Annotated in this window: 12 protein-coding genes; 2 read left to right on the plus strand and 10 right to left on the minus strand. The window is 48.6% G+C overall.

Going from position 1 to position 12,982, the window contains the following annotated elements; all coding sequences use genetic code 11:
• Positions 1-16 precede the first annotated feature (16 nt).
• The 10 genes from HZB61_07345 to HZB61_07390 form a co-directional block, all read right to left on the minus strand.
• On the minus strand, positions 17-772 hold the full coding sequence (locus HZB61_07345; GenBank protein ID MBI5056412.1) for a succinate dehydrogenase/fumarate reductase iron-sulfur subunit: 756 nt from the start codon (positions 770-772) through the stop codon (positions 17-19).
• A gap of 116 nt (positions 773-888) precedes the next feature.
• On the minus strand, positions 889-2,802 hold the full coding sequence (locus HZB61_07350) for a fumarate reductase/succinate dehydrogenase flavoprotein subunit (GenBank protein MBI5056413.1): 1,914 nt from the start codon (positions 2,800-2,802) through the stop codon (positions 889-891).
• Positions 2,803-3,007: 205 nt separating this feature from the next.
• A complete protein-coding gene (locus HZB61_07355) occupies positions 3,008-3,580 on the minus strand; it encodes a succinate dehydrogenase cytochrome b subunit (protein ID MBI5056414.1) in 573 nt (190 codons plus the stop codon).
• Positions 3,581-3,724: 144 nt separating this feature from the next.
• Positions 3,725-5,131 (minus strand): NAD-dependent malic enzyme, encoded by a 1,407-nt coding sequence (locus tag HZB61_07360; GenBank protein MBI5056415.1) that lies wholly within the window; start codon positions 5,129-5,131, stop codon positions 3,725-3,727.
• A gap of 174 nt (positions 5,132-5,305) precedes the next feature.
• The gene (locus HZB61_07365; protein MBI5056416.1) at positions 5,306-5,950 is read right to left on the minus strand and encodes a CBS domain-containing protein; all 645 of its coding nucleotides are present in this window, start codon (positions 5,948-5,950) and stop codon (positions 5,306-5,308) included.
• A 112-nt stretch (positions 5,951-6,062) separates the two neighbouring features.
• A complete protein-coding gene (locus HZB61_07370) occupies positions 6,063-6,767 on the minus strand; it encodes an ABC transporter ATP-binding protein (GenBank protein MBI5056417.1) in 705 nt (234 codons plus the stop codon).
• Between the two features lie 26 nt (positions 6,768-6,793).
• Entirely contained in the window at positions 6,794-7,516 is a 723-nt protein-coding gene (locus HZB61_07375; protein ID MBI5056418.1) for an ABC transporter ATP-binding protein, read from the minus strand.
• Positions 7,513-8,508 (minus strand): branched-chain amino acid ABC transporter permease, encoded by a 996-nt coding sequence (locus HZB61_07380; GenBank protein ID MBI5056419.1) that lies wholly within the window; start codon positions 8,506-8,508, stop codon positions 7,513-7,515. The genes HZB61_07375 and HZB61_07380 overlap by 4 nt, the downstream gene beginning before the upstream one ends.
• Positions 8,505-9,434: a branched-chain amino acid ABC transporter permease gene (locus HZB61_07385; GenBank protein ID MBI5056420.1), complete on the minus strand. Its 930-nt coding sequence runs from the start codon at positions 9,432-9,434 to the stop codon at positions 8,505-8,507. Before HZB61_07385 ends, HZB61_07380 begins: the two co-directional genes overlap by 4 nt.
• A gap of 137 nt (positions 9,435-9,571) precedes the next feature.
• Positions 9,572-10,762 carry an ABC transporter substrate-binding protein gene (locus HZB61_07390; protein MBI5056421.1) on the minus strand — a complete coding sequence of 397 codons (1,191 nt, stop codon included), beginning with the start codon at positions 10,760-10,762 and terminating at the stop codon, positions 9,572-9,574.
• Positions 10,763-11,142: 380 nt separating this feature from the next.
• Between HZB61_07390 and HZB61_07395 the strand changes: the two genes are divergently transcribed.
• Together HZB61_07395 and HZB61_07400 are read left to right on the plus strand one after the other, a co-directional pair.
• Complete coding sequence (locus HZB61_07395) at positions 11,143-12,018, plus strand: ATP phosphoribosyltransferase (GenBank protein MBI5056422.1); 876 nt, start codon at positions 11,143-11,145, stop codon at positions 12,016-12,018.
• A gap of 51 nt (positions 12,019-12,069) precedes the next feature.
• The gene (locus tag HZB61_07400) at positions 12,070-12,882 is read left to right on the plus strand and encodes an alpha/beta hydrolase (GenBank protein MBI5056423.1); all 813 of its coding nucleotides are present in this window, start codon (positions 12,070-12,072) and stop codon (positions 12,880-12,882) included.
• Positions 12,883-12,982: the final 100 nt, after the last annotated feature.

Here is a 12,982-nt window from a genome sequence, read left to right on the forward strand (position 1 = left end):
TTATTGCAGGGCGGGTTTAAAACCCGCCCTTACGGTGTATCACAGCCTTCATGAATTCCCTGTTCAGCTTTGCGATGAATTGCACTTTGATTCCTTTGGGGCAGACTGCCTGGCATTCATAGTGATTGCTGCAATTGCCGAAGCCTTCATTCATCATCGCGTCGGTCATCACGCAGACACGACGGGCCGCTTCAATTTTTCCCTGCGGAAGCATTGCGAGATGGGTTACCTTTGCGGCTGTGAAAAGCATGGCAGAGCCATTGGGACATGCGGCAACACACGCTCCGCAGCCTATGCATTCGGAAGCGTCCATTGCTGTCCCGGCATTTTCTTTGGGAAGGAGAATGGCATTTGCATCAGGGACACCGCCGGTGTGTACTGAGATGTATCCGCCGGACTGGATTACGCGGTCCAGTGCGCTGCGGTCCACGATCAAATCTTTTATCACAGGGAACGCCCTTGCGCGAAATGGTTCAATGTATATCGAGTCCCCGTCTTTAAAATTCCTCATGTGAAGCTGGCAAACCGTTGTCTTCTCCTTTGGTCCGTGAGGGACCCCGTTTATCACCTGCGAGCACATGCCGCAGATCCCCTCGCGGCAATCATGGTCAAAGGCAACAGGCTCCTTCCCGTTTTTTATCAGCCCTTCATTAACAACATCGAGCATTTCAAGAAATGACATCTCAGCGCTAATATTTTTTGCCTCGTACTGTTCGAGCCTGCCTTTTTCATCCGGGCCCTTCTGCCGCCATATGAAGAGAGTAAGATTCATCAGTTATCCTTCATTCTTGTTCAGATTGTTAAGAAACCACGGAGGCACGGAGACACTGAGAAAATAATTAAACAGAATCTTCTGCACTCTTCTCCGTGACTCTGTGCCTCTGTGGTTCATTTATAGTTTCGGACTGCAAGTTCGACATTCTCAAACACCAGCGGTTCCTTGTGAAGCTCTGGTCCTTTATCAACGCCCTTGAACTCCCAGGCGGCGACATAACAGAAATTCTCATCATCGCGCCTTGCCTCGCCGTCAGGCATCTGGTATTCAGTGCGGAAGTGTCCTCCGCAGGATTCATTTCTATGCAAGGCGTCGCGCGCCATAAGTTCACCGAATTCAAGGAAGTCCGCGACACGGCCTGCCTTCTCCAATTCCTGGTTTAACTCAATGCCGTTGCCGGGGATTTTCACATTTCCCCAAAATTCCGTGCGTAGTCCGGGGATGAGTGCAATCGCCTTCTTCAGGCTTTCTTCGTTTCGCTCCATTCCAACATTGTCCCACATAATCCTGCCGAGTTCACGGTGAAATTCACTTACAGTTTTCCTCCCGTTTATTGATAAAAGTTTTTTCGTGAGTGTCTCCAAATCTTCCCTTGATTTTCTGAATTCAGGATGTCCCTCATTAACTTTTCCAAAAGCAGTTTGAGCAAGATAATCTGATATCGTGTATGGAATGATGAAGTAGCCGTCAGCCAGCCCCTGCATGAGCGCGCTTGCCCCGAGGCGGTTAGCGCCGTGGTCTGAGAAATTGGCCTCGCCAAGGACAAACAGTCCGGGGACATTGCTTTGCAGATTGTAATCAACCCAGAGCCCGCCCATTGCGTAGTGAGGCGCGGGATAAATGCGCATCGGCTGTCTATAGGCATTCTCTCCGGTGATCTTTTCATACATGTCAAAGAGGTTCCCGTATCGTTCACGAAGTTTATTTTCACCGAGGCGTTTTATTGCGTCAGCGAAATCGAGGTAAACTCCGTAACCGCTGCTTCCGGCCCCGCGCCCTTCATCACAGATATCCTTTGCGGCGCGCGATGCTATGTCACGAGGGGCGAGGTTCCCGTAAGCCGGATATTTGCGCTCAAGGAAATAATCACGCTCTGCTTCGGGAATATCATTGGGCACGCGCCTGTCTCGTTTGTTTTTTGGCGTCCAGACCCTGCCGTCATTTCTCAGAGACTCTGACATCAAGGTAAGTTTCGACTGTTGTTCGCCTGAGACGGGGATGCATGTCGGATGTATTTGCGTGAAACACGGATTCGCAAAGAACGCCCCTTTTTTGTAGGCGCGATACGCTGCGGTGACATTTGATCCCATTGCATTGGTTGAGAGGTGAAAGACATTCGCATAGCCGCCGGTGCAGAGGCAAACCGCGTCCGCCGCGTAACATTCAATCTTACCCGTCACAAGATCGCGCACTGTGATCCCTTTTGCCTCGCCGTCAATAATTACAAGGTCAAGCATCTCTGTGCGCGGATGAAGCCGGACAGTCCCCTCTTTGATCTGGCGTGAAAGCGCGCCGTAAGCGCCGAGCAGCAACTGCTGTCCTGTCTGCCCTCTCGCGTAAAAGGTGCGTGATACCTGCACTCCGCCGAAGGAGCGGTTTTCAAGATATCCCGCATAGTCTCTGGCAAAGGGAACTCCCTGGGCAACGCACTGGTCTATGATGTTGTTGCTCAATACCGCAAGCCTGTAAATATTCGCCTCGCGCCCCCTGAAATCCCCTCCCTTGATCGTGTCATAAAAAAGCCGGAAGATACTGTCACCGTCGTTCGGATAATTCTTTGCCGCATTGATGCCGCCCTGTGCCGCAATGCTGTGGCCCCTGCGCGGGCTGTCCTGATAGCAGAAGGCCTCAACATTGTATCCAAGTTCTCCGAGGGTCGCGGCGGCTGACGCCCCGGCAAGACCTGTGCCGGCAACGATGATCTTATATTTTCGCTTGTTGGCAGGACTGACCAGCTTCATTTCATTGCGGCGCCTGTCCCATTTTTCAGCAAGCGGCCCTGCCGGACATTTTCCGTTGAGTATCATGCTGACCGCCTAATCCGCAGATGCATAAATAACCACAGAGAGCACAGAGACACGGAGAAAAATAAAACTGAATTTAGCCACGGATGGCACAGATGTACACAGATTTTTTTAAGAGATTTTTTCTTGATCTGTGTTATCTGCGAAATCTGTGGCTGAAATTTGTCGTTCTTCGTGTCCTCTGTGGTTAATTGCATTTTTCGTGTTATTAAATCCTGTTAAATATTATTATGGAAATATACCCGGCGAGAAGGACAACTGCCAGGCCTTTGCCGATCTTCTCTATGACAGGAAGCGCCCTTTCGCTGTTCCATCCCATTGTCTGGAAAAAACTTGCAATGCCGTGGTACAGATGGAGAAACAAAGTTACAAGGGCGGCAGCATAAACAGCCGCTACAGCGTAGCCTACCTGGAAACTGCCTTCCAGGACCAAGAACTTCACTTGCAGCACGTGATAGATAATGTAAGCGGCGATCAGCAGTCCTGTCCATAGCATGGTCTTTCCCGCGAAAGTAGCGCGAATGTTTTTCTTAACAGCGTATGCTTCCGGTTTGGCCCTGCGGTTTTCGAGTTCAACCTGTATGCTGAAAAACGCGTGCAGGAGAAAAGAAATGAGCATCACAACGCGCATCATCCACAGGAGGACTCCGCTGTTGGGAAGATTAATTGAGTAAGGGTTGAAGTAGTTTCCCAGCAGGTGGAAGATAACAAACACCACCATCAACTGGCCGGTAACCGCGATTACTATTTTTCTGCCGACAGTGTTTTTAAAAAACAACATTGCTCTCCATAAAAATGAATTGAAACCACAGAGCTAATTTTAAAATAAAAAAACAAATCAATCCACAGATTGCTCAGATTTCGCAGATTCCTGAAAAAATAAATTCTCAATAAATCTGTGCAATCTGCGACATCTGTGGATAATTTACTTTCCAGCAAGTCCCGTCTTTCTTGCTGCTTCAGCTACGGCGTGCGCGACTGCGGAAACAACTTTCTTGTCAAAACCCCCGGGGATGATATAGTCTTCATGCAGTTCATCGTCCTTCAGTATATGGGCTATGGCAGCGGCGGCGGCGAACTTCACTTCTTCATTGACTCCCTTTGCCCTGGCGTCCAGAAGCCCGCGGAATATTCCGGGAAAGCTGAGCATGTTGTTTATCTGGTTGGGATAATCAGACCGTCCCGTTGCAAGCACTCTCACGATCGGGAGTGCTTCCTCTGGAGATATCTCAGGGTCGGGATTGGCAAGGGCGAAGACCACACGCTCCTTTGACATCTTATTTATGTCATCCGGCGTTATGATATTGGGCGCTGAAAGGCCGATGAAGACATCCGCTCCCTTCATTGCGTCAGACATGCTGCCCCTGATCTTTCGAGGGTTGGTTGTTTTCGCAAGCGTCCTTTTGTACGGGTTCATGTCCTGTCTTCTGCCAGGATAAATTGCGCCGTGCCTGTCGCAGACTATTATGTCTTTTATTCCAAAGGACAAAAGTATCCTGGCGGTCCCTGAGCCTGCCGCGCCTGCGCCGGATACAACCACCCTGAACTTTTTGATGTCCCTCTTCAGAAGCCTTGCAACATTCATAAGCGCTGCTAACACCACAACGGCAGTTCCGTGCTGGTCATCATGGATAACAGGGATGTCCAGTTCTTTTCTAAGACGCGGCTCTATTTCAAAACAGCGCGGAGCGGAGATGTCCTCAAGGTTTATGCCGCCAAAGGCAGGTGAAATATTTTTTACGGTATTAATTATCTCTTCAGTATCTTTAGTCCTGAGAGCGATCGGGAAGGCGTCAATTCCAGCGAACTCCTTGAAGATCATTGCCTTGCCTTCCATAACGGGCATGGCAGCCTCAGGACCGAGGTCACCGAGGCCGAGTATCGCGGTGCCGTCAGTCACTACCGCAACGGAATTGCCCTTGATGGTGTAGCGGTAAGCGTGTTCTTTGTTTTCATAAATGTCCCGGCAAACCCTTGCCACGCCCGGCGTATAAACTTTTGAGAGGTCATCGCTGTTTCTGATGGAAACTTTATTGTGTATCTCTATCTTCCCGCCCTCATGGACGTAAAAGGTCCTGTCCATCACCCTGAGGACTTTAACGCCCTCAACAGTCTTTAATGAGTTTACGATCCTTTTTTCGTGCCCTTCATCGCGCGCGTTGACAGTGATGTCCCTGACGATCTTCCCCTTCTCGACCCGGACAATGTCTATCGCGCCGAAATCTCCTCCAGCCATGCTGATGGCGTTTGCGATCTTTGAAAACATGCCGACACGGTTATCTATTTCAACACGGATCAAAATACTGTAGCTCGGACTCGGAACACGCGCCATATTTTTCTCCTCTACTCATCTTTATAAAACCACAGAGACACGGAGGCACTGAGGAAAATTTAATTTGAAAATGAAAATTTACAATTTAAGTTTTCAATATCTAAAACTCCGTGCCTCCGTGTCTCTGTGATAATTTCTAATCTAAAAAAATGTCTGCACTTGTTGCGTTGCAACTCAACTCTTTTTTATCTTAACATTACTAAAAGTCCCTTCAAGCTCCGCCTTGAGGTTTTTAAAATTTCCCGCGCCTTTTGTCCTTATCACAACGTCCCTGAATCCTTCCTTTACTCCTTCATATGACGTCAGGATGCTCTGAAGATGGAACCCATGTTTCCTGATAATGTCAGCCACTTCTTTTATCGAGCCGGGCCTGTCCCCGATCGTCAGGAATATCCTGTTCCCGCCGTGCCTGACCCCGGTAATGTCCACAAGCACGCGGAACATGTCTTTGTCGGAAATAATTCCTGCAAGTTTACCATTTTCCAGCACAGGCAGGCAGCCTATTTTGTGATCGAACATTATCATTGCGGCCTCTTCGACCGGTGTCCCCGGCGTGGTGGTAATGGTCTTGCCTTTCATTACCTCTCTGACCTTTGTCTTTGCCAGTAGATAATGGAGTTCATATACATCAAGCGATGTGGCTTTTGAGGGGCTGAATTCCTTTATGTCCCTGTCTGAAATTATTCCCTTTAATCTATCGTCCTTCAGGACCGGCAGATGTTTGATACTTTTCTCTCTCATCAGCTTCAATGCGTCAGTGACACTGTCATCAATGCCAACGGTAAAAACCTTTTCTGTCATCCAGTCAGATACAAACATTGTGACCTCCTTAATACAGGGCTTAGGGGTTAGGGATTGGGGATTAGGGATTAGGGATTAGGGATTAGTTAATTTTACCGACCCCTAATCCCTGATCCCCAATCCCCGTTCTTTAAACTCCCAAATACGCCTTCTTCACATGCTCATCATTTAGTAATGACTGTCCTGTTCCCTGAAGCGCGATCCTTCCGGTCTCCAGCACATAAGCCCTGTCGGCTATTGAAAGGGTTTGTTTTGTGTTTTGTTCAACGATGAGGACTGTGGTCCCCTCGCTTCTTATCTTTTTTATTATATCGAATATTTCCCGCACGAGGATCGGCGCGAGCCCAAGCGAAGGCTCATCGAACATCATCAATTTCGGCAATGACATCAGCCCCCGTCCAATCGCGGCCATCTGCTGTTCTCCGCCGCTCAAGGTCCCGGCAAGCTGCCTTCTCCGCTCTCTCAGCCTTGGGAATAATTCAAACACCATCTCCTTTGTCTTCTGCCTCTGTTTCCTTGCAGCGCCTTTCAACGAACCCATGTCCAGGTTCTCTTCAACTGTCATCTCTACAAAAAGCCTTCTTGCCTCTGGACAGAGGGAAATTCCCATCTCTATGAGTTTGTAAGGTTCGACCTTATGAATTTCAACGCCGTTAAAAATCACCTCTCCCTTTTTTGGCCTCAAGAGGCCGGAGATTGTTTTCAGCGTGGTTGATTTCCCTGCGCCGTTTGCGCCGATGAGCGCGACCACTTCTCCCTCTTTCACCTCAAAGGCAACATCGCAGACCACCTGGACATCACCGTAAAAGACGTCTATGTTTTTTACTTCAAGCACTGTTGTCCTTTCTTGTCTGTGCTCCTTCAAGCGCCTTGCGCCTCTCCGAGGTACGCCTCAATGACAAGCGGGCTGTGCCCAATCTCATGGGGCGTGCCTTCCGCAATCTTCTGGCCGTAGTTTAAAACAACGATCCTGTCTGAAATAGACATGATGACCTTCATGTGGTGTTCAATTATCATTATGGTTATTCCCCGCTGCTTTATCTTTTTAATGATCTCAATGGACTCATCAAGCTCGGAGGGATTAAGCCCGGCGAAAGACTCATCTAACAAAATCAGCTCCGGCTGTGTTGCAAGGGCGCGCGCGATCTCAAGCTTTTTTCTTTTGCCGAGGGGCAGGCTCTTTGAAATAACATCCCTGTCTTCGGAAAGCCCGGCAAAGTCGATTGTCTCGCGGGCCGTCTCTTCTGCCCGCGCCCTGTTTTTCGCCCTTAAAAAAGCGGACGCGATCACATTGTCATGCACGCTCATTCTTTGCAGGGGCTTTACCACCTGAAAGGTCCGCGCGATACCAAGCTTGCATATCCGGTGTGGTTTCAATCCCGAAATCTTGTTTCCGCTGAAAAAGACCTCTCCTTTTGACGGATGATAAAAACCGTTCACGACATTAAAGAGGGTCGTCTTCCCAGCGCCGTTAGGCCCGATAAGCCCGAGTATCTCTCCCTTTCTGATCTCAAAGGAGACATCGCTTATCGCGGCTAATCCGCCGAAGAACATCGAGACATTTTTCACTGACAGTAAGTTCATTGTGAAGCGCTCCGCAATCCTAACAACCTTTTAAGCTTCGGGAAATCACCGACTATGCCGTTGGGCAAAAAGATAATTATGACGATCAGTAAAATTCCAAATAGCGTCTGATGCGCGGCCCCGAGCCCCGGCATGGACCTTATATATTCAGCAAGCAGGACCATGATGACAGCGCCTGCAAAAGGCCCCCAGAAAGTGGCAACGCCGCCTACCATGACAATCATGATGGTGATGATCGAAATATCATGGAGCGCGAATGCTACGTGCGGGTCAATGTAGCCCATGTAGTTCGTATAAAATGCGCCTGCGATCCCGGTCAGCACGCCGCTGATGCACAATGCCAGGGTCTTGTATAACGTGGTATTTATTCCGAGTGATTCAGCGGCATCCTGGTCTTCCCTTATTGCCACAAAATAATATCCGAGCTTCGACTCTATCAATTTCTTTACCAGAAAAAATGTGCCTGCCGCTATTGCGAGGATGACATAGTAATACCATGTCTTTACTATCCACGTCCTCTCCTGGACCAATATGCCGAGGGTGCCGCCGGTCAATGGCTGTAAGTTCTCTGCCGTGACCCTCATGACCTCTCCGCTTGCGAGTGTGGCAAGCGCAAAGAACGGGCCTCTCAGTCTCAGGACTATAAATCCTAAAACGAAAGAGAAGAGGGCGACAACAATGATGCTTAATGGAATACCCCACCACGGAGAGAGGCCGAGTTTGGAGTAGAGTATCCCCGCAGTATATGCGCCCACGCCGAAGTACGCCGCGTGTCCGAAAGATACCTGCCCGCAGTATCCGCCAAGCAGGTTCCACGCCATGCCGATAACCGCCCACATGATGACAAGAATAAAGATATGCATCATGTATGAACTCAACCCGGTAAGCGGCAGGACCGCAAGAATCGCCAATATGATTAGAGTGGGATAAGGGGGGATGGACTTTTGGCTTTTGACTTTTGACTTTTGCACTTTTGCACTTTCTTGTGTCATTTCCCGAACCTCTTTTTCTTCAAAAGCGAAGCAACGCCTCCGGGGAGAAATATCAGGCACGCCACAAAGACGACGAATCTTCCGACAGGCGCCCAGCCCATTCCGATATAGGTTGCGGTCATGGATTCAAAAACTCCCAAAATCAGTCCGCCGATTATCGCGCCGACGGTTGAGCCCAGGCCTCCAAGAATTGTAATGACAAAGGCAATGAGAGTGAACTGTCCGCCGAGCGAGGGGAACAAATAATATATCGGGAGGAAAAGGCAGCCTGCCGCTCCGACAAGCCCGGATCCAATTCCAAAAGTGACCACCCTCATCATCTTTACATTTACTCCCATGAGCAGGGCGGCGTCAGTGTCCTGCGCAGTGGCCCTGATGGATTTGCCCGTGTCGGTTCTCGCAAGAAAAAACCACAGCGCGATGGTAATTCCAACAGCAAAGATAAATGAGACCGCCCATGGGAGCGACAGGGAAAGCTCGATCGGAGAGGCCTTCCAGAAATCACTCAGGTAAAATGCGCTGGTCGCGTAATCAACAGGAGTGGAACGGTAATCGGATTTAAAAAACAGCGTGGCAAGGTTTGCCAGCACCATGCCGATCCCCACTGTCAGGATGACCTGGTTCTCCGGCAGTATGGATTCCACCTTGAGCATCGGGTTGATCAGGAATTTCTGGATTGCTGCGCCTAATAAGAACAGGACCGGGGTAGCTATAAAAACGGACAAATAAGGGTCAATGTGAAAGAGAACAAACATCCAGTAGGCAATATACATGGCCACCATCATAAGCTCGCCGTGCGCCAGGTTGATTATCTTCATCACCCCCATGATGAGGGTCATGCCCAAGCCGATGAGGGCATACAGGCCGCCGAGCAGCAGGCCCGCTATCAGGGTTTGCAGAAAGACCTCAAGCTGGACAGGCGTCATAATTCACGCTCATTTGTAATCGTGATGGTGAGCAAGTAGTAAATCAAGTAGTAAGTAGTTAGTAGCTGGTAGGGGGACAGATTTGTAGTTGTACCCCCTTAACTACTAACTACTTGCTACTAACTACCTGCGACTTGTTACTTCCTCTCTCTCCACACCGGTATCGGGTAGATATATTTTTTGCTTGCGTACTTTTCCGGCCAGATGCAGTGATGCTTGCCGTTTATTACCTGAAGGACAAGGGTGTCCATGAAGTTCTGGTTCTGATAACCTTCCTTGTCCTCAAATTTCACTGGCCCAAAAGCTGTCATTATATTGGTGGCCTTCATTGCCTCACGAATGTCTTCCGGCCCCATGCTCTTTGCCCTCTCAAGGACATCTTTTGTGATGTAGAGCGCTGAATACGCCTCTGCTCCGTGGTATGAAGGATAATCGCCGTAGAGCTTTTTATATTTTTCCGCAAATTCACTTGCGCCAGGATATTTCGCCATTGTGCACCAGAGTGTTGCTGTTACGACATACTCAGCCGCGTCCTTCGCGTTGTCGACAAATTCAGGTATCGCAAAGCCTGCCGCGCCGCCTGCAAAGAGTTTCGCGTCGACCCTCAGTTCCTTGATCTGTTTCATCAGCAGGGACGCGTCCATGACATAAGAGACCATGTAGATCATATCAGGCCTTTCCGCCTTTACCTTGGTAAGGATCGGCTTGAAATCAACAGCGCCCTTTTCATATTTTTCCTTCACCAATACCTTCATGCCTATCTTCTCCGCCTGTTTTGCCATGTCATCTGCGCCGGAGGTCCCGAAGTCCGAGCTCTCATAGAGGATAGCGATGGACTGCGGTTTAACGACCTCTTTCAGGAAAGACACAAGCCCTGTGGCGTAGTACGCGTTTGACGGGTTCATGCGGAAGACATATTTATAGTTCTGCTGTGTAATTGAATCGTCCGCGCCGGTCACTACAAGGTAGGGGACCTTCCTTTCATTTGCCACGGCGGCAACCGCCTTTGAGCTTGAGGAACTGTATTCGCCGATTATCACAGGCTGCTTTTTAACATCGATCAGCTTTTCCACTATCGACCTCGAGATCTCAGGCTTGCCCTGCGAATCCTCAAACGTCAGAACAACCTTCCTGCCTTTAATGCCGCCTTTCGCGTTGATCTCTTCAGCGGCGATCTCATACGACTTCTTTTCCATCTCGCCGAACTTCGCCTGCGCCCCGGTCAGGGGAAGCGGGATGCTTAATTCGAGATTTTCAGCCGCAAACACGTCAACTGCGAATAGACATGCAATAAAAAACAGAAGTATGACGAACGACAAACGTTTCATGATGTCCTCCTTGAGGTTTTTTTGATGGTCTTATAACGGATTAATATCACAAATTGGACGCTATTGCAATATCAATTCCTCTACAGTTGAATTGATATTTAAGATCTTTCTGCTGAAATGAAAGTCTGCTACAGAATTTCTATAATCGACAAACGGCATATTACATTTTTTGCTTCAGGGCAAATAGTATTTGTGCCTTTAACTCTATGCTCTCCGCTCTTTGCTCTCTGCTTTTATAAGGTGTCGTATAGAAATTCCTCCACAGCCTTCCATTTCAGCAACCATTGGAACAGAGTTCCCCATAAGTAGGTCCATTTGAATATTTTCATTCCCGCTTGTATTATAGAAAAGCTGATAAATTGTTCTGAGAGGTTTAGATTATGAAAAAGGTTTTACGACTTGGCTTGCCCAAAGGAAGCCTGCAGGAATCAACACTGAAGCTTTTCAAGAAGGCCGGATACAATGTGTCCGTTGACGCGCGTTCATATTATCCTGTTTTTGATGACATAGAAATTCAGGCCTTGCTCATCAGGGCGCAGGAGATGGCGCGTTATGTGGACGACGGAGTGCTCGATGCCGGACTGACCGGAAAGGACTGGATACTGGAACAGGGCGCTGACGTTCATGAGGTCGCAGAATTGAATTACGCGAAGGGCGGGTTGAGGCCTGTTAGATGGGTTGTCGCTGTCCCGAATGATTCAAAGATAAAAAGCATCAAAGACTTAAAAGGCAAGCGCATTGCAACGGAGCTTGTCTGTTTCACGAAAAAATACCTCAAGTCGCAAGGGGTCAAGGCGGAGGTTGATTTTTCCTGGGGCGCGACAGAGGTGAAGCCGCCTTATCTTGCCGACGCGATCGTAGAACTGACAGAGACAGGTTCTTCTCTAAGGGCAAATAATCTAAGGGTGATAGAGACCATTCTTGTATCAAGCACAAGGTTCATCGCCAACAAAAAGGCCTGGAAGGACAAATGGAAAAGGCAGAAGATGGAGAATATCGTGCTTTTGCTGAAGGGCGCTCTTTCCGCTGAAGAAAAGGTCGGTCTCAAAATGAACGTGCCTGAGAGATCCATGAAGAGGGTGATGACCCTCCTTTCCGCAATGCATTCCCCGACAATTTCCCAGCTCTCGGACAAAGGCTGGTACGCCCTTGAAGTTGTGATCGACGAAAAGACCGTGCGCGACATCATTCCAAAACTCAAGGCGGTCGGCGCGTCAGGTATCATCGAATATCCGTTAAATAAAGTTATACCGTAGTTTTAATTTTGCAGGGGCTTTCATGAAAGGCCCTGCATTTTTCATGGTCCAATGGCAAAGCGTCTTATGAAAATAATCCTTCTGATTATCTTTGTCATACTCATCCTGCATTTTTTCTTCCGCGAATATATCGAGAGACGCATGCTGTATCACGCCGTGAATAAAATTGAAGCCACCCCCAAAAGCATTGACCTTGAGTATGAAGACGTTGTCCTGACGACAAAGGACGGCGTTCAGATCGCCGGGTGGTTTATTCCTGCGGCAAAACCGAGGGCCACAATATTGTTCAGCCACGGCAACGGGGGAAACATCAGCCACAGGCTTGAGAAGATAAGCATGTTCAATTATCTCAACCTGAACGTCCTCATCTTCGACTACCGGGGCTACGGGATGAGCAAAGGCAGGCCGTCTGAGGAAGGACTCTATCTTGATGAAGAGGCAATGTATGATTACCTGGTGAATAAGAAAGGGTCCATTCCGCAGGAGATCATTGCATACGGTGAATCCCTCGGCGGGGCGGTTGCGATCGATCTGGCAGGCAAACATGAATTAGGCGGGCTGATCATTGAAGGGACTTTTACGTCAATAAGAGATATGGCAAAGAAGTTTTTTCCTTTTGTCCCGCCCTCGGTCATTAAAAGCCGGTATGACTCGCTGGGGAAAATAAAGAACATCAGTATCCCTAAATTGATCTTCCACAGTGTTGATGACGATATCGTCCCCTTTGAGCAGGGTAAAAAGCTTTTCGACGAAGCGTCCGGGCCGAAAGAGTTTGTCCAGCTTCAGGGCGGGCACAATGACGCCTTTCTTGTTTCGCAAGAGCTGTTCATGGGGAAAATAGATTCGTTTACGGGCCGGATGTGAGGGATGTTTTTTTTAATTTGTGACGGAGATTACAAAAATAAATCGTCTCAAGCTGTAATATTAAAGAAAGTTTATTGTCATAACATTTTTTTTGAAAAGG

This window comes from Nitrospirota bacterium, from assembly GCA_016214845.1.
Classification (GTDB): Bacteria; Nitrospirota; Thermodesulfovibrionia; order UBA6902; family UBA6902; genus SURF-23.